The organism is Mesorhizobium sp. Cs1299R1N1, assembly GCF_037179655.1.
GTDB classification, from domain to species: domain Bacteria; phylum Pseudomonadota; class Alphaproteobacteria; order Rhizobiales; family Rhizobiaceae; genus Mesorhizobium; species Mesorhizobium salmacidum.
On record NZ_JAPYKR010000001.1, the window covers coordinates 80,128 to 103,043 of the forward strand.

Consider the following 22,916-nt stretch of genomic DNA (forward strand, 5'->3'; position numbering starts at 1 on the left):
CCGCGCCATGGCTCAGCGCATTGTCGTTGATATAGCCGGTGACGCTTTCCTTCAGGATCGTCCAAGCTTCGTCGGCCCAGCGCGGCATCTTTTCCTCACTTATTTCGGACGTGGATCCTCGAGACCGGCACCGATCGCAGGGAACTCCCCTGCCCGGCGCTTCCCGACCGCTTCGGCGAGCGCCAGCGCGGCGTTCGTCACTTCGGCCTGGACAGCCTTGTCGGCGTCGAGCTCCTCATGGCTGGTCGCATAGGGCTTCCAGTAACCGATATAGCGGTCGAGCTCGCCAAGCTCTCCGATCGGATCGAGCTTCATAGAACGCAGCCAGTCGGCAAGCGCGTACCGCACGTTTGCCGCGCCTTCCGTGTCGCCATGCACGACGACCGAGAAAAGCCGGCCGGCGAGATGGCGCGGATACTCCCAACCGGCAAGCTCAGCTTTCTTGGCAAGGGCAGCATCTTTGCCCTGCGTCAGGGTCGGGTCGGGATTGCCGCCATCGGCGCAGACGAGGCGGTCCATCATCAGCTTGATCGGCGATGAGGTTTGATACCAGTTGACAGGCGTCACGATCATCACGCCATGCGCCTCGACCCAGAGCGGATAGATGTCGTTCATCCAGTCCTGCACTTGGCCCAGCGAATGGTTCGGGTAGCAGGAGCACGGCCAGTGGCAGAGTGCCGCCGCCGTCGAGAAGCACGCCTTGCAGGGATAGATCTTGCGACCGTATTCGGAGGCCAGCCGCGAGAGGTCAAGCACCTCGACCGAGAAGCGGGGCTTTTGCGCGATGGCATCGCGCGCCAGCTCGACCAGCCGAAAGCTTTTCGACATCTCGCCCGGGCAGGTGTGCTCGCTGCGCGACGAGCCGTTGATGATCAGGACGCGCGAGGGCGCGGCTTTGTCTTCGTGGCGCCGCTGTGCCGCCTCGACCGCCTCATGGGCGGCGATCCATTCGACCGACAGATCGTAATCGGGATCATGGAAGCCCTCTCCGGCCTTACGGGTAACGGGGCTCTTGCGTTCCTCGCTATAGGCCTGCCAGGCGATCTCAGCCAACCTACCAAGGGATTCGGCCTCCCCCTCGAAGGCTGGATCGTAGAACAGTTTCCTGTAGCGCTGCTTGAATTCCGCCTCGCCGAGGCGCGGGCTGGGCATCCCTTTGCGCGGTTCAATGTCGGCTTTGTCGGATCGCGTCTGCTCTGCCATTTTCTACCCGAGCCCATACGCAGCGGGCTGGGCGGCCCGCGAATGACAATTCGGCGCGCGACGATTGGTTCCGGTTGAGAAAAAGGCCCGCCCGGTGCGTAGAGACGGGGCCGGCAAGCATCGGGCCGTGGGAGCCGAAAGACCGCAGGTCAGAAGGTGTGGTGACCCGCCCCCCAAAACCCAACCGGCAGGACGCGATGAGTTCCGGGCGGGGCGGTCCCCGCCGGCCGCTTACTTCGACGTCTGCGGTGGCACCTCGCCCGGCTTGATCACCGGCATGTCGCTGCCGGTCGGCGGCGGCGCCATAGCGTTCTGGTCGCCAGTCGGCGGCGGCTTCAGCACGCCGCCGCAATCGCCGAGCTGCTTCGACAATTCGTCCGTGGCGGCCTCTGGCTTCTGCTTTTGCTGCTGGTCGTTGGCGTTGGGCTTGGCCTGGCAGTTCTGCGCTTGCGGGTCCTTTGGCTGGGCGGATGTCTTGGGTTGGCATATGGCGCAATCAGTATGGGTCTGTCCTCGACATCACCGGCGAGGACGGCGGCCGGATTCAAGGCACGTTTCGTACGGCGCTCGAAGACAGCAGCTTCTATGGACAGACCGTGCCGATATTCGGCATCGCGCATGGCGACGTGATTGGAATAACCGCCGCCAGCGAGGGTACGGCCAGCCCCGCCGCGGTGAGCTACACCGGCAAGCTGGTGATGTCACCGCTGCCGCCGAAGGGAGCGCAAAGGCGACGAGTGACTATCTGCCCCCTCGCGCCGTCTTTGCGGACTATTGAGATTTTCCGCACGTTCGCCTCACGAACCTTGACCTGATTGGAACCTGCGAAGGTTGGCCCCGTTTGCCTCGACCATGGCAAAAACCGATACGCGGACAGTCGCCAGCCTCCTAAGGGAATACGGACATCGCACGGCGCTGCGCGGGGACAACCCCTATCGCACCAAAGCATATCTGCACGCGGCTGACAGTCTGGCTGCGTTGTCGCAGCCGCTCGACCGCATCATCGCCGCCGGCGCCCTCATCAGGATCCCGGGGATCGGCAACGCGATCGCAGATATTGTGCGCAAACTCTATGAAACGGGTACGCATCCACGCCTTGAGAAGCTGCGCGAGGAGGTGCCGGCGGGTGTGATGGAGCTTTTCACCGTACCAGGGCTTCGGCCCGACAAGATACTGAAGCTTCATCAGGCGCTCGGCGTGAACTCGTTGGCTGAGCTCGAAGCCGCCGCAAAGGCAGATCGCATCCGGCCAGTCAAAGGCCTCGGTGCTTCGCTTCAGACAAAAATTCTGCAGAACCTCACTATCGCGCGAAGCGGCGAAGCACAGCTTCACCTGCACAAGGCCGCCGCTCTCCTTCAGCATGCGATCCTATCGGTGAAGCAAGAGCATCCAGAGTTTTCGCGCGTGGAAATCGCCGGCGATTTTCGGCGCGGTTGCGAACTTGTTGCCGACCTCGCGCTGGTAGCGCTGGGGAATAAGCCGACCGAAATCGAGCAGTCCACCCTCAGGCTTGTCGTCACGAACAATAAGCACTTTGGCGCCAGCCTCCTCCAAGCAACCGGTTCGGCGGACCATCTTGAGCAGTTGACGATGTACGCGGCCGAGAGAGGGTTCGCCCTCAAACCCGATGGGCTCTACCGCGGCAGAAAGCTGATCGCGTCAGCGACAGAGGTGGAAATTTACGAAGCGTTGGACCTGCAATTTATTGAACCTGAATTGCGCGAAGGCAGGGACGAGATTGAGCGGGCAGCGAGGCGGCAACTCCCTACCCTCGTCCGGGATGAAGATCTGCATGGCATCCTGCATTCTCACACGACCGCATCCGATGGCACCGAAACGCTTGAGGCAATGGCTGAAGCGACCCGCAAGCGTGGGTTTGAATACTATGGTGTCGCCGACCATTCGCAGTCTGCCCACTACGCGGGCGGGCTCACGCTGCGAGATATTGCTGAACAGCACCGCGAAGCGGATCGGCTGAACACGAAGTACGGTGGTAAATTTCGTGTCCTGAAGGGCATCGAGGCAGACATCCTGGCCGACGGCTCGCTTGATTATCCGGACGACGTCTTGAAGCAGTTTGATTTCGTTGTCGCGAGCGTGCACAGCCGCTTCCAGTTGCCCAAGAAAGAGCAGACGGACCGTATCATTGCTGCAATCGCGAATCCCCTCACGACAATCATCGGGCACATGACCGGTCGCCAGTTGTTGCGTCGTCCCGGCTATGAGCTAGACGTCGAAGAAGTCCTCAGAGCGTGCGCGAGATATAACGTCGCTGTTGAGATCAATGCGCATCCGTGGCGCCTCGATCTCGATTGGCGGTGGCATCAGAAGGCACTCGACTATGGCTGCATCTTCAGCATCAATCCGGACGCGCATTCAATCCGCGAACTCGACCACATGCATTGGGGGGTCGAGATGGCACGCAAAGGGGGCGTCCCCAGAGAGCGGGTTCTCAATGCCATGGGATTGGCCGCTCTGCTTGCATACCTTTCAAAGCGCAACTGCGGTTCAAAGATCGGCGGCAAGCGCCGCTCGCCCGGGCGGAAAGCTGCCGCCCGAGGGGCCGCAAACAGGAACGTCCTCGGGCCTCACAAAGGTTAGCCGAGAGTTTGTAAAAGCGTTCTGCTCTCAGCGTCTAGCCGCCGTGTTACGTCTTGGATCCGAGGAACTAACTTTTACCGTGGACCAAGTTTGGGATCGTCTTGGTTGAGATAAGGACCATGCAAAGTCGAAGGATCGTCAAGGCCGCGCTTATCAATCAGATCGACTCGGTTCGGCTCAGCGTTTCATTGCTACAGGTAGAGCTATGCACCGACTCCGAGCCGAACCGGAAGTCCTGGCGTTCCGGATATGAGCTGGACGCCAAAACGGCGCATCTGCCAGGAGACAGTACTGGCTAACTAACCATCAGGGCCAATTCAGGGTCGCCCTCGGATCCAAATTTGAGAGCCATGTTTCGGCGGCGCCGCTCGAAAGCCGTCCAGAAAGCATGCCGCCGACCGGCCAAGGGATCGCTCCCTCCTCGGAAACAGCCGCGGCGACCCTGTCGCCAAGGTAGCGCAGGTTCGGCATGCGCCCTCAGGCGACGCCGGCAGGACCATGGACTCCGGAACGTAGGGCCTTTGTTTTCGTTGATTGAAATGACGTCGGCGGAAACCGACGGTCTATCAACAACAGGAGGAATTTCACAATGGTCCGCAAGATACTCGCTACGGTGGCGACGGGCGCTCTCATTACGACGGCGCTCTGCACCGCCGGTGCACACGCCGCAAACACCAGCAAGCCCGCTGCCCAGACGGAGGTTGTTGCTCCGGTTACTGATGGCAAGCTCGTCTCCAAGATCATGGGAGCTGCGGTCTATGACAGCAGCGCCGATAACGCGACGAAGATCGGCGATGTTAAGGACATCGTCCTGGACAAGGACGGGAACGCCAAACTCGTCGTCATTGGTGTCGGCGGTTTCCTTGGCGTGGGCGAAAAAAATGTCGCCTACGACTTCAACAAGCTTGAATGGGTGAACAAGAAGGGCGATCGCTGGTTGGTTGCAAAGACGACCAAGGATGAGCTTATTGCTCAGCCCATTTTCGATACGAAGGTTTACGATACCGCGGCAGCCTCGACGGCCCAGCCGACTAACAACACGGCGGCTACCCAAGCGGCTAATACCAAAACCGATAGGACTGCGACGGCCTCGATCGATAAGACGACCTTGACCGAAATGCCGTCAGACAAAATCAGTGCGGCAAATCTGATCGGAACCAACGTCTATGGCGCAGACGATGCGAAGGTCGGCGAGATCGGCGACGTTATCCTGACGGGTGACAAGAAGGTCGACTCGATAATCGTTGATGTAGGTGGATTTTTGGGCATCGGCGAAAAGAAGGTCGCCGTCGGTATGGAGAACCTCAAGTTGATGACCGACAAGAATGGTAACCGTTACCTCTATACGAACTTCACCAAGGACCAGTTGGAGGCGCAGGTAGCGTACGACAAGGCTACTTACGCACAAAACCGGGACAAGCAGCGCATCATCATCAACAAGTAAAAAGTCATCGGAAGCGCTCGCCTATGCGGCGGGCGCTTCCGCTGACAGATGGCAGGAGCGGACTTGAAATTACCCGACGAGGTCCGTCATAGCTCTGAAGATATCAGCGACCTCGTCCTGTCTGATGTCGTTTCCGCGCTTCATCGACGAGTCAAGGTCAGCCACGAGTTCGATATTCCCTACATCGCTGGGTACAGCCGGGATGCAACTACGATCTACATCGACCGACACCTGCCCCGCACCATCAGATGGAGAGGCAAGGACGTTCGGCTCGAACCGTTTCTGGTGTGCCACGAAATTGTTGAAAAAGCTCTTTTGGACGAGTTGCGCCTTCATTATCTGCACGCCCATCAAATCGCTTTACGCATCGAGAGAGACGCGGTCAGAGGGGCTGGCCTGCCCTGGCGGCACTACCAAAGCGTCATCGAAGGGCATGAGAAAGCAATTGATGAGGAACAGCTTCGCTGCGTGCCAGGGGAGTTAGATCTCACCCCTTACAAGGACCTAAAGGATTACCCATTGCTGCGACGGCTGGTCCAAGCATCGCAGTAGCTCGTTGCGTGGGAGGTCCAAGGCATGGAGACAGCGGGAAATTGAAGCAGGCATACTGTCAAATTTTCTCGCCAATGGAACTTCTCGATGGACTGCAGGTTCGCCTGCATAGGGACGATTGAGGCTAGTTCGGCCTGTTGCAGGCGGAGCGCCTCGCCAACAGGAGATGGCCATGAAACATCAGACACTTGCGGAACTGCATGGGGTCGCGGAGGTCGAAGCATCCTTTCCAGCTATGACGCGGCGCCAGCGTTTGGAACATTGGGCCATGCTGCTCGAGCGAAATCCCGAGCAGTACCTCGCCGCCTTCCCCGGGACGGAATACATGACCTTGGACGTGCGCGACAAAACCCAGTCCCTCGGCTCCGCGATCAGCATCGCTTTCGCCGATCCAACTTTGCGGGCTGAAGGGCTGAAGAACGATACGTATGGCGAAGCGAAGCGCTTCTTCGAGCTTACGAATTGGCAGTTGCACGCTGTCGTCTGCCATTGCCATGTCGGCGGGACGATGAAAGCCGGATGGGCTGCCGTTCAAGTTCGATCTGCCATCAACAAAGAAGGCAAGCTTTTCAGCAAATTGCGCGAAGCGATTGCCCACTGGCCGGTATTCCGCTTTTTAACTCATGCGAGGGAGTAAGAGACGACGAGAAAACTGAAATAGGCAGCGAAAGGTCCACGGACATGAAGGACGGTACATGTTGGACCTCGACATCGCTAACTGTGGCGATAACGGGCGAGCGTCGCCCGTTTCCTTTTGCCCCATCGGGCTATTCGCAGATCACTCTTTTCGGAAGTAATCCCTGAGATCGCCGCACAGCGGTGATTGCTATGTATCTCGTTCAAATCCTCAAATCCTGTTGCCGCGCTCATACAACCAGGGTCACCCCTTCCCCGGAAGTGATTTCGAGCGTCTGGAAGAAGAATTAGCCGCTCACTTCAGTGGCGTGACACCTGGCGGATGTTTATACTGAAGACAGAAAATCCCGAGACCTAAAATCGAGGCGAATATGGCACAGGATTTGATGAGTTTTGAGGTAGAATAGTAGAATTTCTGCTCCAGATCGTTTTCCAACATCAAACCCCCACATCCCGGATTATGCCATCAAAGACAATTGAAGAAAATCAGCCAGGTCACTTCTATGAAACTCATGCGCTCGGCAGAACGCCGATATCATCCAACACAACAAACAATCGCACCGCCTGTCCTTCCCGACAACCCACCGATGTCGTCAAATCAAAGCTATCCCAAGACGGGTTCCGACATCCCAACTTCTCTGACAAGCGCACGCAATTCATCCGGGGGTGTGAGACAGAAAGTTCGAAAAGCTTCCGGGCACCCCAGACGAATTGCAGGCCCCAGTCGGCGTTCCTGATGAAAGTGGTTGCGGGGACACGATTTAAGGCTGCAAACCGCCCTATAACCTACAGAGGAGTCGAGTTAGCAAACGAATTCAGTGGCCGCACTGTATTGGCGGTATCCCTCTCCCGCTACCAAAATCCATTTGTTCGGCCCGGAGACCTAAGACATGGTGGACTGCACCCCTTGGGTGAGACACAAATTAGGGACAGTTCTCCAGGTTTTGGATTGCGGCCAGGGGATCCTGGCGCAATCGCGTTAGGCCGGCTTCGTATTCATCCGGCGAGAGAGAGATAGTCGAGCGCGGAATGCAGGCGCTGCCTGTTGTAGACCCGCTCGATGAATTCGCCGATGCTCGTCTTGGCATCGATGATATCGCGATAGGCTCGGCCATCGACCTCTTCCTCCTTCAGCGTTCGCATGAAGCGCTCCGCCTTGGCATTGTCATAGGGGTTGCCGATCCGGCTCACGCTCGGCTGGATGCGATGCGCTGCAAGTCGTGCAGCGTATTCAGCGCAGGCATATTGCACGCCGCGATCGCTGTGGTGGATGACGCTGCCCGGCGGAGGCCGACGCACCGCAATCGCCTGGTCGAGCGCCGCGATCGCCAACTCGGACTTGAGGTGGGTTGCCATTGCCCAGCCGATGATCTTGCGGCTGAAGGCGTCAAGCACGATCGCAAGATAGGCGAACTCCTCGGCAAGATGGACATAGGTGATGTCGGCGACCCAGAGCTGGTCAATGTCGGTCAGCTGGAGGCCTCGTGCCAGATTGGGAACGACCCGCCAGCCATGCCTGGAATCCGTCATCATTGGCACGAAACCCGCCTTGCGCTTCACTGCTCCCTGCAGGGCGCAAGCGACCCGCCAGTCCTTGTAGGTCTCGTTCAGCGATGACGCCCCTCCCGGAAGACCGGATGCGGCGGCCCCGCCGGTCTGCGCCTGTGCGACCTGAAGGCGCTGGGGCGCCGGATCCTAGTGGCCGTTGGTGATCGTGGCCGCCGAGCCTGGTGTCTAGATGGCGACGCTTGGCGCCATACAGGCCGGCGACAACCGCCACAACGGCAACCGCGGAGACGTCAAAAACCTGAATCTTCTTGGTCATCATGCGACCACCTTTCGTTCGTTTGCGCGCTGCGCGTTGAGGCCTAACAACCCCTGGAAACTCTGGAGCGAGGTAAGGTGCAGGATCACAAGATCGAGCCAGCCGTTCGCATGCCAGTCCGTGACGGTCTCGGCCGGAAGCGCGCGAAACGCCTTCTCGTCCACGGCCGAGAAACCGTTCACCTGATGTTGCGAGCCATCCGGAAGCCTGATGTCCACATGGTACGGTGTCAGCAAGTTGGCGGCGACGAGCGCCCGGCCAAAGGCGACCGTGTTCGTTGAATCGGCGTAGTAGGCCTGGCAGAAGGCCATCGCCGATTGCGCGGTCGCGGTCGGGCCACCCGCCCCGTCGAACAGTCGCTCCGCGTCGTGCAGGTCCCCGGTCGATGGGACGAAGCGATCCGATGCGCGATCGATGCTGAGCAGTTGCCCCGCCTTGTCCGGCGTCTCGGTGCCGATGAAGGGGTAGCGCCGCACATAGGCGGGGATGTAGCTGCCGTCGCGCCACGAGCCATCGCGCTCGACGAACAGGTTATGCTCCCGCTTGATTGCGACGAGCGCGATCGGGGAGGCGTTTTCGTCGATGGCGAAGACGATCGGGTAGTGTCGCATGGCCATGGCGAATTCGCCGATGCAGAGCGGAATGGCGACTGCCTCGCGCGCAAACCCGAAGCCGGCCACTGGCGCAAGCCGGGCATCGCGATGGTCCTCGAAACGAAGAAGCACGGGATCCTTGTAGAAGAGCGGGAGGAGTGGTTTTGTCAGGTTTTCTTGTGTGTTTTTGGTCATCGTCTACTCAGGTTCCGGTCTGGCGAGGAGCGCCGTGATTGTTCGGCCCATGGGGCTATTGCATTGCCGATTTCATCATGTTCGCGTTTCGCATCGAATGCTTCGCGCCGGATCAGCTCTGTCTCTGTTCGTTCACGCCGCTCCCCATCAGAATTTGACGTTGAAGTTGAAGCGCGCCGACTGGTCGGACATTGCCGAGCCGAACTGGCCGCCATAGGAGAGGCCGAGGGTGGCATTGGGCGTGATCGCATAATCGAGACCGGCCTCGATCACCGCGGCATCCCGAGCGATCGGAACCCCACCGATGGTGAAGGCATTGCCGCCGCCCGCAAAGCGCATGGTCGAGGTCGGCGCCGTGTCACCGAAGGCATGACGCCCGCCGACCATGCCCTTCGCAGTGAGCGTGGTTCCGCCGACGTCGAAGGTCGTCGAGGCCCGAAGGCCTAGTGTCGTGAAGGTCGCGTCGGTGTTATCAGAGGCGCCGGTCAGCGCCGCTGTGCCGCCCTGCTCGGTGAAACCATCGGTGTGGAGGTTCACGTAGGCAAGGTTGGCAAAGGGCTCGACCCGGGCGCTGCCCGCGCTGAAGCCATAGGCGAGCTCGCCGAACATCTGTGCCGTCGCGGCGTTGTAGTCGCCCTTCAGGCTGTCGCCAAAGCCGGGGAACGTCACGCTCCGGTTGGTCGAGACGTCGTGCCAGGTGTAGGCAGCCCCCGCCCGGAACGCGACATCACCCCAGGCCGTGCCGCCGTAGAGTCCAACATAGTAGTTGTCGCTCGAACCGAATGAGCGGCGATCCTTCACGTCGAAGGACGTTTGGCTGTAACCGGCGACCGCGCCGATGCGCCAGGTGTCGAACACCGGCGCATCGGCGCCGATGAAGAAGCCGCCGGTCTTGCGGTTGAGATGGGCGGCGTTGCCGTCACTGCTCGTGTGGCCCCACGAGCCGAAGCCTTGGCCCCAGACCGCGAAACGGTCGGTATTCGCCTTCACCGTCACCGGCTTTCCGCCGTCATAGGTCGAGACCGTGCCCGATGCGCCGACGGCGTCAAAGGCCGCGCGGATGCGGTCATTGACGGCATTGCGGATGAAGCGGCTGTCCTCGATCAGCGCGGTCTTGAACGAGGCATGTGCCTCGCCGGAGAGCTGGTCGAGCGCGCCCGGTGCTTCGGCGGCGGTGAGATTGAGCAAGGCGTTGAACAGGCTGCCCGAGTTGACCGAGAAGGCGGCATCGCCGGTGGCGCACTGGTTCGTCGTCATACCCGCGAGGCAGAAACTCGTCGCGGCGAGCGTGGAGGTCAAGGTGACGTTGTTCGCATCATAACCGAGCGCGAAATTGAGGAAGGCGTAATCGTCGGTGAGCGCGGTGAAGGTTCCGGTGACGCCGCCCGCCGCGGTGAGGATGGTGTAGGTGCCGGGTGTATAGGTGGTGCCGGTATCGGTGCCGTTGACCGGCGTGACATGTACAGTTCCGCCGTTGATAGTGGCCGTGCCTGTGGCGTTGATGAGATCGTTGTTGGTGCCGGCGACGAACCCGCCATTGTTGAGTTCAACACTATAGGTCGAGCCGGCAGCCATGGTGATATTGGCAACATTGAGCGTGCCGATGGAATTGCCCGGCGCGATACTTCCGCCAGAGGCGATGGTGACGTTGCCCAGCGAACCCGAACCGCCGAGCGTTCCGCCGGAGAAGTTTATCACGCCGCCGAGCGAGCCGTTGATGGCGAGTAGACCCGCGGCAATATCGGTCGTGCCCGAATAGGCCGAGCTGTTTCCGGTCAGAATCAATTCCCCCGCGCCGGCCTTCGTCAGCGAGCCGCTACCGGAGATCACGCCGGCATAGGTGCCTGTCGCAATCTGATCGAAAATGAGCGCGGCGTTGTTGGCGATGTTGCCCTGCAAACTGGTTGTGTTGCCAATCAACGTTCCTGCCGTAATAATCGTGCCGCCAGTGTATGTATTGGCACCAGTCAACGTGAGAGCACCTGCGCCATCCTTGGTGAGGGCGCCCGTGCCGGAAATCACGCCAGCAAAACTTCCTGCCGATGACTGGTCGAAAGTCAGCGCGGCGTTGTTGAGGATGTTGCCCTGCAAGCTGGTCGTGTTGCCAATCAGCGTGCCACCGGAGATCGTCGTGCCGCCGGTGTAGGTGTTGGCCCCGGTCAGGATCGTCGTTCCCGAACCGATCTGCTGCACGGCGCCGCTGCCGGAGATATTTCCGGCGAAGCTCATCGCATCGGAGCGGTTGAAGGCCAGCACGCTGTCGTTGACGACATTGCCGGTGATCGAGCCGGTCGTGCCGCCATTGCCGATCTGGAGCGTGCCGCCGGAGATGGTCGTGCCGCCGGTATAGGTGTTGTCGGCGGTGAGGATGAGCGTGCCCGCGCCGGCCTTGGTGAGTGCGGTTCCGTTCCAGCCGGTGGCCCCGTTCGCCGCCTGATCGGCCAGCACCGTCCCGACCGTGAAACTGTCGGTGGTGTTGGTCAGCGTGAAGGTGCCATCGGCGAGATTGTTGCCGGCGTTCCAGGCCAGGCCGTAGCTGGCGAGATATTGCAGGCTGTCGTCCGATTTGCGGGTGGAGACGGTGAGGTAGTCCACCGCGCCGGCGAAACCGCCCACGTTCAGTCTGGCGAAATCGCCGCTGATGCCGGATGCGGTGTCGATCAGCACCTTGTCGAGCTGGCTCGCATCGGTGATGCCGCTGATGTTGAAGGCCACATTGTTGCCGATCGCGACACTGTTGGCCGACAGCGCGGGGCTGTTCGCGCCGGCGGCGATGGAAAGCGCGGTGTTGTCGCCGAAGGTCACGGTATCAGCGACATTCAGGGCCGTCGGCGACTGGATTGCCAGCGTGCCGCCGGTCACGTTGACGCTGCCGCCCAGATTATTGCTGTTGGTCGACGTGCCGTCGCCGAACTGGAGCGTGCCGCCCGCGATCGTCGTGCCGCCGCTATAAATGTTGTCTCCGCTCAGGATCAGCGTGCCCGTGCCGATCTTGTTGAGCGAGCCGCCGCTGCCGGAGATGACGCCGCTCACCTCGGTGGAGACGCGCCGCCGCTGCCGGAGATGACGCCGCTCACCTCGGTGGCCAGATTGTTCGATCCGACCGTCAGCTCCATGGCGCCAAGGATATAATTGCCGGCGCCCTCGATCGAGCCTGCAGTCAGTTTACCGTCGCCGTTCGGGCCGCCGCTATACGCGAAACTGACCTCGCCGCCGGCATTGTTGACAAGGGCGGCATTGCCCGCCGTGCTGGCCTCCAGGAACGTCAGGAAGCCGTTGTTGGTGATGGTGGCGCTGCCCGCCGTGCTGACGCTGTAGAAAGACAGAGAAGCGCCGCTGCCGTTGGTGATGGAGGCGCTGCCGGCGGTGCTGGTGTCGTGGAAAGTCAGAGCGTTGTTGTTGGTGATACGGGCGTCGCCCGCCGTGCCGGTGTTGTAGAAATCCAGGCTACCATTACCATTATTGGTGATGGTGGCGCTGCCCGCCGTGCTGGCTTCGAAGAAATACATGACGCCGTCGTTGTTGATGGTAGCGCTGCCCGCCGTGCTGGTATCGCGGAATTGCACGAGGCCGCTGCCGGTGCTGGTGATGTCGGCATTGCCCGCCGTGCCGCTGCCATAGAAGTTCAGAGCGCCGGTGTTGTTGGTGATACTGGCGCTGTCCGCCGTGCCGGTGTCGTAGAAATTCAGAGTGCCGTTGTTGGTGATGCCGGCGCTACCGGCCGTGCTGGTGTTGTAGAATTCCAGATAGCCGTTGTTGGCGATGGTGGCGCTGCCAGCGCTGCCGTCGCGGAAATAGATGCTGCCGGCGTTCGAGATCGTCGTGATGCGGCTCATGTCGGCGTTGACGACATCGACCGTACCCGCACCAACGACGGTGAGGGTCCCCAGAATGACGCCGGTCCCGCCGGCATTGCCGAGCTTTAACGTGCCGTCGTTGACGGTGGTGCCGCCGCTATAGGTGTTGGCGCCGGACAGGGTCAGCATGCCCGAGCCGATCTTGACCAGCGAGGCGCCGGGGCCGCCGCCGCCGCCGCCATCGAAGATCATACCGCTGACCTCGGTCGACAGGTTGTTGGAGCCGACCGTCAGTTCGTTGGCGCCAAGGTAATAATTGCCGGCGCCCTCGATCGACCCCGCGCTCAGCCTGCCGTCACCGTTCGGACCGGCCGCGAGGGAAAAATCGACCATGCCGCCGGCATTGTTGGTGATGGCGGCGCTGCCGGCCGTGCTGTTGTTCCAGAACGTCAGATATGCATTGTTGGTGATGGCGGCATTGCCGGCCGCGCTGTCGTTGTAGAAGTCCAGAGTGCCGTTGTTGGTGATGGCGGCACTGCCGGCCGTGCTGGTGTCGGTGAAGATCAGCGTTCCGGCCGCATTGTTGGTGATGGTGGCGTTGCCGGCCGTGCTGCTGTCGAGGAAATTCAGGCCGTTGTTGTTGGTGATGGTGGCGTTGCCGGCCGTGCTGCTGTTGGCGAAATTCAGGCCGTTGTTGTTGGTGATGGCGGCGCTGCCGGCCGTGCTGGTGTTGTAGAAAGACAGGACGGAGTTGTTGGTGACGGCGGCGCTGCCGCCATTGACGACGATGCCGGCGCCGGTGAAGTCGACCACGGCGCTGCTGTTGAAGTCGTAATTCGAGGCGCCGGCGTTGAACGTCCAGCCGTCCAGGGTGACACCTGAGGTAATCGACAGGCTGGTGACGGTCGAGGCGCCGAAGGTGGCCGTGCCGCTCGGCATGCCGCCGGAACTCCAGTTGGCGCCGTTGTTGTAACCGCCGTCTGCCGGACTGGCGAGCCAGGTCGCGTCCTGCGCCCGCACCGGAGCCGGATAGGCGGCGACCGTCAGCGCCGTCGAGGCCAGCAAGGCGGCGCGCATAAGGTCGCTCAATGAGGCCGTGCGGTGCCCAATGACGCTGCGCGGTGACGTGGCGCTGCGCGCCAAAGTTATTCTTGAAAACATGATTCCCCAGCCCGCAAAGAAACGCGCGGCCGCCGGATACCGATTCACCCTTCGCCCACGCTGTTGTCGGCCATCCCTGCCACCGCGCGCCGCAAACGTCCTGAATCGGAGGGCGCGATGTTCTGAACGTTTCCGTTATTTTCTGAATGGACCGCGCCTTGCCGCGTTTTATGATAATCGGAGCCAATTTTTGCGGTTTGGGGGGAAGTTGAGGCGTGTTGCGGTTTTTGGGATTTGAACTGGATCGGCAGCGGGCCGAACTGCGTGGGCCGGATGGCGCCGTCATCAGAATCCGGCTGAGAAGCCTCGAAATGTTGAAGGTCTTCGCCACCAATCCGGGGCGGATTCTCAGCAAGCAGGAACTGATGGAGGCCGTCTGGCCGGACATCCATGTCGGCGAGGACAGCCTGTTCCAGTCCATCCGCGAGCTTCGCACCGCGCTGGGCGACGAAGAGCGGCAGATCATCAAGCTGATGTCCGGCCGGGGCTATCTGTTCGCCGCCACGGTGTCGGGTGGTGCGGATACGGACGTCCCTCGAGATGCGCACCCGGCAATAGGAACCGAAACGAAGAACGAACCGGCACCGGGCCGGCACGATTTGAGTATGCGCCGCCGCGCCTTACTCGTTGCCATGGCGGGGCTCGGCGTAACGACCCTGGCGACGACGATGTGGCCTTCCCATCTCTTTACGGGTTCGCCGGTGACCGTCTCGGTGATACCTATGGCGGCGGCAGCCGATGACCCGTTGGCTGCCCGGATGGCTGCGGGCGTCACTCGCGACCTGACCGATGGGCTGGCGAAAATCGAGACGATCCGCGTGATGGCTCCGTCCGGCACTGCGCAGAGCGCCGATTACGTCGTCAGCAGTGAACTGGAAAAGGCCGAAACTGCGTGGAATTTGCGCGCGCGCATGACCGAACCGGCAACCGGCGCGATCAAGTGGACGACGTCGCTATCCATCGATCGGACAGACGCCGATGCGCAACTTCAGCAGACCCGCCTGACCGCCGGCATGGGCCACCCGCTGGCGCTTCGCATCAACGCGCTGCTGAAAGCAGGCGAGCGTGCGACGGAAGGCTCGCCGACCGACACTGCCAGGGTCGCCATTGAACAGGCGACCGCCTCGATCAACCGCACGACTCTGGAGCGTTTTCGCGCAGCGCAGGCGATCCTAGAGAAAACTCTCGCCGATGACCCAGGCAATGTCGACCTGCAGGTCGCGCTGGCCGAGTTTCAACTGCGTGGGATTCAGATGGACTGGTTCCCCACCGCGGAGCGCGAGGCGGTCGAAAACAGCGTCGGCGCGATCATGGAACGCGTGCTGCGCGCGCGGCCCGATTACATTCCGGTGCTAGCAACGCAGTGCCGGTATCTGTCGGCGACAAACCAATTCGTCGAAAGTCTGGTGGCATGCGGCAAGGTGCTCGCCCACGATCCGTGGGACGGGATCGCGCTATACCTCATCGGCCTGTCCCAGGTTTTCCTGGGCCGCTTCGACGATGCGCTCGCCTCGTTCAGGCAGGCAGACCGGTTCGATACGCCCCAGGTCGCGCGCTGGACATGGGCGGTCGGCGCAGGCTGGACGTACCTTTTGATGGGTCGCGCGGAAGAAGCCTTGCCCTGGCTGCAACGATCGATCGCCATCACGCCGGCCAGCGGACGCACGCATATGGCTCTGGCGGCGGCCTATCAGCAATTGGGCCGAACCGAGGACGCCAAGGCGGCCATGGTGATGGCCTTGGAATTGAGACCCGGGTCGACCTCGCGCGACGTACAGCCCCCCACCGAAAACAACAGCGCGATTTATCTGAAGGCGTACGAACGGGTTTTGAGCCTGATGGTTGCCGCCGGGTTGCCGGAATGACCAAACGCCAAAGGCTAAATACCGAGCCCCCCTCTGCCGCCCCAACTGCCAGGACACCGATCCGCCCTGAACAATCCCACTCACCTCCCGGTCGATCACCGGCCGCCATGGGACCAGCGTGAACTCATGGTTCTGTTCGACCACGGCGAACTTGCCGCTCGATAGCTGGACCGTCCCTGTGAACTTGCCACTGACGGTTTCGCCATCCTTCGCGGCGCGGAACGGAGCGCTTTGGTCGCGGCCATCTGTGCGCCGATCCGAGCGATGTCGCGCTCGCGCGGCATGGCGAGAAGATTGCGCCGATAGAGCGTACCGCCGTTCGGCTGACGGGTGGCGTCGCCACGGTCGATATGATGCTCACGGCAACGGTCGACCGCATCGCGGACCTGCTGGCCAAAACCGGATGGCGCAAGGTCGGACATCTCGGCCGACACAAGCCGTCGGTCGAGCCAGGTCGAACCATCCGCGCCAATCTGCTTTCCCAGGTCGAAGGTCGAGAGGACGCGGATATTGGCCTGCCGGTGCGTCCGGCGTCATAGGCAGCGGCGCGGCTCTCGAATTCCACCGTGTCGACGACGCGGTCGATGGCACGATACAGGTACATCCATCGACCACGAACCTTCACATCGGTCTCATCGACATGCCATTTACGGGTGACAGCGCCGGCCGGGCAGCAGCTGATAGCGCGCCCGATAAATCCGTCCGCCGGACGTGATGGCTTCTTACTGCAACAGACTCCATCATCAGGTATAGTCCCTAAGCGATCGCCGACGGCGGAGGAACGAGCAAACGTCCGTGGATGCGGCAACGAGAACGGTGGATGCCGAATATGCGATCGAATATCTCCGGGGACATCCGGAGGCCAGGCTTTGCTGCGAGGACGGCGCTGGTGGATTACGCCGAACGCCAACGAGACCGATCAGCAGGTCCTGCTTCTTGATGTGGTCGAGGCCGAGCGGCTCAAAGATGATCCTCGCCTTCGATTGTTGTCCGGGATCGCTCATGCGGGTCGGTCGCTCTGAGTCGTTCGGAGGATGCCTTAACTATGTGCCATCCGCCAACACCCTAAGCGCCAGATGGTGCATGGTGCCGAAGAGGACAGCGGCTCGACCGCTCGAAGAGAAGACGATCGGCACGCATTCAACGTACTCGTCCATGCTCCACCGTTCTGCGCCGGCGCGCCTCATCATGTTTCCAGAAAATCCAGTTCGCGGTAATATGAGACAGAGGGACATGCACCAACCTCAGAAAGGGAGGTCAGTCATGAAAGTCAAAGACGCAATGCACAAGGGAGTCGACTGGGTCAGTCCCGAAACCACCGTCACCGAACTGGCGCAATTGATGCGGGCCGAGGACATCGGTTCCATTCCCATCGGAGAGAACGACCGGCTGATCGGAATGGTGACCGACCGCGACATTGTCTGCAAAGGACTGGCGAAGGATGGTTTCGACAGCCGCTCCGCGACGGCGCGCGATGTCATGACGACCGGCATTCACTGCTGCCGCGAAGACGACGATCTGGCCAAGGCCATGCGGCACATGGAGGAACTGAAAATCCGCAGGTTGCCGGTGATCAACAAGAGTATGCGGATGGTCGGCATCCTCAGCGTCGGCGACGTCGGTCAGTCGGCGCCGAGGGAACTTGTGTCCGAATACGTCAAGAGCGTTTCCGCCCACCACCACTGAAGGCGGCTCGCCCGGCGGATAGTTGATATCCGTCGGGCTTCGCCCATTAGCCGTCCGGTTGGTGCCAAATGAAGTTGCGCGGAGGTGGCCAAACGAATTTGCGCGCTACAAATTACCCGGCTTTGAGAGGCACAGAACGCAAAGAACCGCCCCGATCGATCAGATCGGGACGGCCAGTGATTTATGATGAAATTGGTTGCGGGGAGAGGATTTGAACCTGCTGGCCTCGCTTGCGAAGTCCCTTCAACAGACGAACTCAGTTGCAGCGCTGTATTGGCGGTAGCGCTCTCCCGCTACCAAAAACTATTGCCGCGTGCGACAAAGCGGCGCCAGCCGCCGAATGAGGAGATGTCGGAGGCACCGTCCAGGCCCGCGCTTTCGACCAGAAAACCCTTGGCGGGGGTGCCGTCGTCAAGTTCGACCGTGCCGATGCCGAGCGGAGCCGGAATAGCGGCGACGAAACGGCCGAAAGCCTCAGGCCCAAGCCGCCAGACCTCGACGTCGATCCGCATGCCGCCATCGGCAACGCGGATCAGGCCGGGCTTGGGCACGGACTGGCCGGCCAACGCATAGAGCTTGTAAGCGGCGGCGGTCCTGGTCGCGCGCAGGAATTGCGCGCCGAGCTGGTTGAGCTGGCCGTTGAGCGGCATGCCCGACAGATGCGCGCCGACCACCACCAGGTCGATCATGCCGTCGCATGGCGGCACGGCGGCCGGCCGCGGGCCGGGCTGCGGCCAACCCGTTGCGCCGAGCGGCAGGCCGCTCTGCGCATGCAGGTCGCGGGCGAGCATCGCCGTCAGCGCATCGCGGCCGGCCGGCGCCAGCAAGGTGACGCTCATCGGCAGGCCGTCGCCGCGTCTGCCTGTCGGCACGGCGACGCCGCACATATCGAGCAAGTTGACGAAGTTGGTGTAAGTGCCAAGCCGGCTGTTGGTCGCGACCGGATCGGCAAGCACCGCGGCTGTGGTGTAATGCGTAGGCGCGGTCGGCACGCAGAAGAGGTCGACCGAGGCGACGACCGGGGCGAGCTTCGCCTTATAGGCCTGCAAGGCATAGAGGCCGCGAAAGGCGTCGGCCGCCGAAAGACTTCTGGCGCCGCCGATGATCTTGCGCGTCACCGGATGCATGGCGGCCTCGTTGGCGTCCATGAAGTCGCTGATCGCCGCGTAGCGCTCGGCGACCCAGGCGCCTTCGTAGAGAAGATTGGCGGTGGCGTAGAAATCGCTGAACGGAATTTCGACCAGCCGGCAGCCAAGCGTTTCCAGAAGGCCAAGTGCTGCCTCGAAGCCGGCCTGCATCGAAGCGTCGCCGAAGAACTTCAGGTCGCTTTTGGCCGGCACCCCCACGTTCAGCACGGGCGGCCGGGCGGCAAGCGCCGGCACCTTGATCGCGCGCGAATAGGCGTCGGCCGGATCCTCGGCCGCCGCGACGCCGAACACCGTATAGGCATCTTCGACGGTGAGTGCGAACACGGAGACGCAGTCAAGTGTGCGGCAGGCTGGCACCACGCCGGCGGCCGAGAGCGCACCGACAGTCGGCTTCAGCCCGACGATATTGTTGAGGCCGGCGGGGATGCGGCCGGACCCAGCCGTGTCGGTGCCGAGCGCGAAGGAGACGATGCCACGCGCCGTCGCCACCGCTGACCCTGAGGACGAGCCGCCAGGCACAAGGCTGGCATCGACAGCGTTCCTCGGGATCGGGTAAGGCGTGCGAACGCCGACCAGTCCGGTGGCGAACTGGTCGAGATTGGTCTTGCCGACGACCAGCGCGCCGGCCGCCTTCAGCCGCGCCACGACGGTAGCGTCCGTCTCCGGCACATAGGCGTATTCGGCGCAGGCTGCCGTGGTCGGCATGCCGGCGACATCGATATTGTCCTTGACCGCGAACGGGACGCCCCACAGCGGTTTGGTCGCTGGATCGAACGGTCCGAGCTCTTGTGCCTGCGCCAGCATGTCCGTCTTCCCGGGCAGATGGATAAAGATGCCGGGATCGTCAGCCGCCACGATGCGAGCATGCACGGCATCGATCATATCCGCGACAGTCACGCCGCTGGCATAGGCTGTGTGCAGACTGACGATATCGAAGCGGATCTCGCTCACATGGCCTCCCCCAGAATAATTACCGGCAGGTCCCACTGGATCAGCACGACGCAGCCATCCTTAGTCCACACCGAGTGCTCGGTCCCGACCGGGTTCAGGATGACGCTGCCCCTGGGATAATCGCCGTTCTCATCGCTCTGCGTGCCCTCGAGCACGATGATGGTTTCCAGCCCGACATGGCGGTGGCGCGGCACGCCGGCGCCGGCCCGGTAGTCGAGGATCGCCACCGACGGCTCGACCGGTCCGCCCTTGAGCAGCCAATGCACCGTGATGCCGTCGCGAAAAGGCTCGAACGCCAGCTCGCGCCAGCCGCCACCGACGAGACCGGCAAAACTCAGATTAGCCATTCGCAACTCCCTGCAGCACCTGGTCGGTCGTCGCCGTCCAGCCGACGATGGCGCCTTGGGCGCGGATCATGGCAAGCGCCGCTGCCTTGAACTCCGGAAAATAGCTTTCCGTCGCATCTTCGGCGAGCAGGCACTCATAGCCGCGATCATTGGCCTCGCGCATCGTGGTCTGCACGCAGACCTCGGTGGTGACGCCGGCGAAAACCAGTTGCTGCGCGCCAAGCCGCTTCAGCTCGTCACCGAAGCTCGTCGCATAGAAGGCGCCCTTGCCCGGCTTCTCGATGACGATCTCGCCGGGCAGCGGCGCCAACTCGTCGAGGATCGCCGTTCCCGGTTCGCCTGATATCAGCACGCGGCCCATCGGTCCGACATCGCCGATACGGATCGACGGATTGCCGCGGTTGCGCTTGGCCGGCGGCAGGTCGGAGAGGTCGGCGCGGTGGCACTCCATCGTGTGGATCACAGGCAGGCCGGCGGCGCGGAACCCCTCGATCAGCTTCTTCACTGTCGGCACGATCGCGGCGATGCGGCTGATATCGTTGCCGAGGCTGGCGCCAAAGCCGCCGGGCTCGGCAAAATCGCGCTGCATGTCGATGACGACCAGCGCCATCGTGTCGGGCTTGAACGCAAAGGCGAACGGCTGCGCGTCGATTTCCGCCATCAATGATGTCCCGCCATATGCTCGCCGATGGTCTGCACGCTCGCCCGGCCGATCGGCGTCTCATAGACCAGCGCGCCATCCGACATGACGAAAATGCGGTCGGACAATTCCAAGAGCTCGTCGAGGTCTTCCGACATCAACAGCACGGCCGCGCCCGCGTTGCGCGCCTTCATGATGCGGGCGCGGATTTCGGCCACCGCCGAGAAATCGAGGCCGAAGCAGGGGTTGGAGACGATCAGCAGGTCGACCTCGCCGGTCAGTTCGCGGGCCAGCACCGCACGCTGCACATTTCCGCCCGACAGCGAGGCGATGGGCGAGGACAGCGAGGCGGTCTTGACCTTGAACTGCTCGACCAGGCGGGCGCTGAAGGCGCGAATGGCACTGGTGCTGATCCAGTTCACCGGCCTGCCATTGCCGTCCATGTCGAAGGTGCGGAAGGAGATGTTTTCGGCCACCGTCATTTTCGGCGCACAGGCATTCTTCAGCGGCTCTTCGGGAATGAGCCGCACATTGAGCGCCCGCGCCTCGGCACGCGTCGCGACATAGGCGGCACCGCGCACCAACACCTCGCCGGCGTCACGCGGACGCTGGCCGGCAAGCACTTCCAGAAACTCCTTCTGGCCGTTTCCGGAAATGCCGGCGATGCCGACGATCTCGCCCGAGCGCACGCCGAGGTCGTCGATGCTGATCGACTTCAGCCCGGTTCGATCCGGTGCCTTCAGCGATTTGACCTTGAGCACGATCTCGGCATCGGGTTTCGGCGTCGCGCGGCTGTCAAGCGTGACGATCGGCTGGTCGCCGATCATCATCGCCGCCATCGCCTTGTGGTCGAGGTCGGTGACGCGGCCAGTTCCCGTCAGCTTGCCCTTGCGCAGCACGCTGACATCGTCGGCGAATGCCGTGACCTCATGGAATTTGTGCGAGATCATCAGCACTGTGAGGTCGCCGGCCCTGGTCATGTCGCGCACCAGCCCCAGCACCTCCTGCGCTTCGCCCGGCGTCAGCACCGATGTCGGCTCGTCCAGCACCAGGAAGGAGCGGCCGAGATAGAGCTGCTTGATGATTTCGAGCTTCTGCTTCTCGCCGGCGGCAAGCTCCGCCACCTTGACGTCGAGCGGCAGCTTGAACGGCATGCGCTCCATGAACACGGCAAGATCGCCCCGCTCCTTGCGCCAGTCGATGATGCCGGGCACCTTTTCCCGCGAGATGACAAGGTTCTCCGCTCCGGTCAGCGACGGCACCAGCGTGAAGTGCTGGTAGACCATGCCGAGCCCGAGCGCCGAGGCATCCCTGGGGCTGGCAATCTTGACCTCCCGGCCATCGACCAGCATGTCGCCGGAGGTCGGGTGATAAAAACCCATCATGCATTTGACCAAGGTCGACTTGCCGGCGCCGTTCTCGCCGAGCAGCGCGTGGAACGAGCCTGCCGGCACCTTCACCGATACTGCGTCCAGCGCCGTGAAGGCACCGAAGCGCATGGTCATGCCGATGGTTTCGACGCCGACGGCCTTTCTGACGCTGTCACTCATAGCGCCCTCCTCACGGCAGCTGCGCGACGAGCGCCTTCGAATTCGACACCGTGCCGAAGACGCCGCCCTGCATCTTGATCATCTTGATCGCCGCCAGATGGTTGCCGTGGTCGGTGGCCCCGCAGCAATCCTCCAGCATCATGCATTCATAGCCACGGTCGTTGGCCTCGCGCATGGTGGTGTGGACGCAGACATCCGTGGTGATGCCGGTGAGCACGATGTTCTCGATGCCGCGCTGGTTGAGGATCAGCTCAAGATCGGTGGCGCAGAACGAGCCCTTGCCCGGCTTGTCGATGATCGGCTCGCCCTCGATCGGGTAGAGGTCGGGGATGATGTCCCAGCCCGGCTCGCCGCGCACCAGGATGCGCCCGCACGGACCTGGGTCGCCGATGCCGGCATTGATGCGGCGCGAGCGCCAGCGCTTGTTGGCCGGCAGGTCGGCGAGATCGGGCCGATGCCCCTCGCGCGTGTGGATGATGGTGTAGCCCTTGGCCCGCATCACCGAGAGCACGGCCTTGATTGGTTCGATCGGAGCCCGCACCAGCGACAGGTCGTAGCCCATGTGGTCGACATAGCCGCCCGGCCCGCAGAAATCGGTCTGCATGTCGATGATGATCAGCGCCGTGTTGTCGGGCCTCAGATCGCCATTGTAGGGCCACGGATAAGGCTCTGCGTCGATCGTGTGCTGGGTGATTTCGGCTCTGGCGTTCACAGGCAAAACT

18 protein-coding genes and 2 pseudogenes are annotated in these 22,916 nt (G+C 62.1%); 7 read left to right on the forward strand and 13 right to left on the reverse strand.

Annotated elements, in window-relative coordinates:
* Positions 1-99 precede the first annotated feature (99 nt).
* Positions 100-1,203, reverse strand: a complete 1,104-nt coding sequence (locus tag O7A70_RS00410; protein WP_337138498.1) for a flavodoxin family protein — start codon at positions 1,201-1,203, stop codon at positions 100-102.
* Positions 1,204-1,434: 231 nt separating this feature from the next.
* Positions 1,435-1,575 (reverse strand): hypothetical protein, encoded by a 141-nt coding sequence (locus tag O7A70_RS00415; RefSeq protein ID WP_337138500.1) that lies wholly within the window; start codon positions 1,573-1,575, stop codon positions 1,435-1,437.
* A gap of 98 nt (positions 1,576-1,673) precedes the next feature.
* Between O7A70_RS00415 and O7A70_RS00420 the strand changes: the two genes are divergently transcribed.
* The 5 genes from O7A70_RS00420 to O7A70_RS00440 all read left to right on the forward strand — a co-directional run bounded on the left by O7A70_RS00420 (position 1,674) and on the right by O7A70_RS00440 (position 6,437).
* Positions 1,674-2,018, forward strand: a complete 345-nt coding sequence (locus tag O7A70_RS00420; protein ID WP_337138501.1) for an avidin/streptavidin family protein — start codon at positions 1,674-1,676, stop codon at positions 2,016-2,018.
* Between the two features lie 37 nt (positions 2,019-2,055).
* Positions 2,056-3,804 carry a PHP domain-containing protein gene (locus O7A70_RS00425; protein ID WP_337138503.1) on the forward strand — a complete coding sequence of 583 codons (1,749 nt, stop codon included), beginning with the start codon at positions 2,056-2,058 and terminating at the stop codon, positions 3,802-3,804.
* Positions 3,805-4,393: 589 nt separating this feature from the next.
* A complete protein-coding gene (locus O7A70_RS00430) occupies positions 4,394-5,248 on the forward strand; it encodes a PRC-barrel domain-containing protein (protein WP_337138504.1) in 855 nt (284 codons plus the stop codon).
* A gap of 63 nt (positions 5,249-5,311) precedes the next feature.
* Positions 5,312-5,800: a hypothetical protein gene (locus O7A70_RS00435; protein WP_337138506.1), complete on the forward strand. Its 489-nt coding sequence runs from the start codon at positions 5,312-5,314 to the stop codon at positions 5,798-5,800.
* Positions 5,801-5,972: 172 nt separating this feature from the next.
* Positions 5,973-6,437, forward strand: a complete 465-nt coding sequence (locus O7A70_RS00440; protein ID WP_337138507.1) for a hypothetical protein — start codon at positions 5,973-5,975, stop codon at positions 6,435-6,437.
* Between the two features lie 995 nt (positions 6,438-7,432).
* Here the strand turns inward: O7A70_RS00440 and O7A70_RS00445 are convergent.
* The 4 genes from O7A70_RS00445 to O7A70_RS00460 form a co-directional block, all read right to left on the reverse strand.
* On the reverse strand, positions 7,433-8,047 hold the full coding sequence (locus O7A70_RS00445) for an IS3 family transposase (RefSeq protein ID WP_337139018.1): 615 nt from the start codon (positions 8,045-8,047) through the stop codon (positions 7,433-7,435).
* 213 nt (positions 8,048-8,260) lie between these two features.
* Positions 8,261-9,049: a SapC family protein gene (locus tag O7A70_RS00450; protein WP_337138508.1), complete on the reverse strand. Its 789-nt coding sequence runs from the start codon at positions 9,047-9,049 to the stop codon at positions 8,261-8,263.
* 147 nt (positions 9,050-9,196) lie between these two features.
* Positions 9,197-12,082: an autotransporter domain-containing protein gene (locus O7A70_RS00455; protein ID WP_337138509.1), complete on the reverse strand. Its 2,886-nt coding sequence runs from the start codon at positions 12,080-12,082 to the stop codon at positions 9,197-9,199.
* The gene (locus O7A70_RS00460) at positions 12,079-13,935 is read right to left on the reverse strand and encodes a beta strand repeat-containing protein (RefSeq protein WP_337138510.1); all 1,857 of its coding nucleotides are present in this window, start codon (positions 13,933-13,935) and stop codon (positions 12,079-12,081) included. Before O7A70_RS00460 ends, O7A70_RS00455 begins: the two co-directional genes overlap by 4 nt.
* A gap of 287 nt (positions 13,936-14,222) precedes the next feature.
* Here O7A70_RS00460 and O7A70_RS00465 point away from each other — a divergent pair, with 287 nt between their 5' ends.
* Positions 14,223-15,872, forward strand: coding sequence for a winged helix-turn-helix domain-containing protein (locus tag O7A70_RS00465; RefSeq protein ID WP_337138511.1), 1,650 nt, complete (start codon positions 14,223-14,225; stop codon positions 15,870-15,872).
* 27 nt (positions 15,873-15,899) lie between these two features.
* On the opposite strand, the pseudogene O7A70_RS00470 reads toward O7A70_RS00465, so the two are convergent.
* Positions 15,900-16,381: pseudogene (locus tag O7A70_RS00470) on the reverse strand (DUF3363 domain-containing protein); the annotation flags it as partial.
* Positions 16,382-16,428: 47 nt separating this feature from the next.
* Positions 16,429-16,533 (reverse strand): annotated as a pseudogene (locus O7A70_RS00475) (DDE-type integrase/transposase/recombinase); the annotation flags it as partial.
* Between the two features lie 602 nt (positions 16,534-17,135).
* On the opposite strand from O7A70_RS00475, the gene O7A70_RS00480 reads away from it, so the two are divergent.
* Positions 17,136-17,558 (forward strand): CBS domain-containing protein, encoded by a 423-nt coding sequence (locus O7A70_RS00480; RefSeq protein ID WP_337138513.1) that lies wholly within the window; start codon positions 17,136-17,138, stop codon positions 17,556-17,558.
* 293 nt (positions 17,559-17,851) lie between these two features.
* Here the strand turns inward: O7A70_RS00480 and atzF are convergent, their stop codons facing one another.
* From atzF to biuH, 5 genes are read right to left on the reverse strand one after another with little or no spacing between them, the layout of a single operon-like run.
* Complete coding sequence (atzF, locus tag O7A70_RS00485) at positions 17,852-19,657, reverse strand: allophanate hydrolase (RefSeq protein ID WP_337138515.1); 1,806 nt, start codon at positions 19,655-19,657, stop codon at positions 17,852-17,854.
* On the reverse strand, positions 19,654-20,004 hold the full coding sequence (locus O7A70_RS00490; RefSeq protein WP_337138517.1) for a cupin domain-containing protein: 351 nt from the start codon (positions 20,002-20,004) through the stop codon (positions 19,654-19,656). The genes atzF and O7A70_RS00490 overlap by 4 nt, the downstream gene beginning before the upstream one ends.
* Complete coding sequence (locus tag O7A70_RS00495; protein WP_337138519.1) at positions 19,997-20,665, reverse strand: cysteine hydrolase family protein; 669 nt, start codon at positions 20,663-20,665, stop codon at positions 19,997-19,999. The genes O7A70_RS00490 and O7A70_RS00495 overlap by 8 nt, the downstream gene beginning before the upstream one ends.
* Positions 20,665-22,194 carry an ABC transporter ATP-binding protein gene (locus O7A70_RS00500; RefSeq protein WP_337138520.1) on the reverse strand — a complete coding sequence of 510 codons (1,530 nt, stop codon included), beginning with the start codon at positions 22,192-22,194 and terminating at the stop codon, positions 20,665-20,667. Before O7A70_RS00500 ends, O7A70_RS00495 begins: the two co-directional genes overlap by 1 nt.
* Before the next feature lie 10 nt (positions 22,195-22,204).
* The gene (biuH, locus tag O7A70_RS00505; protein WP_337138522.1) at positions 22,205-22,906 is read right to left on the reverse strand and encodes a biuret amidohydrolase; all 702 of its coding nucleotides are present in this window, start codon (positions 22,904-22,906) and stop codon (positions 22,205-22,207) included.
* Between the last annotated feature and the right edge of the window lie 10 nt (positions 22,907-22,916).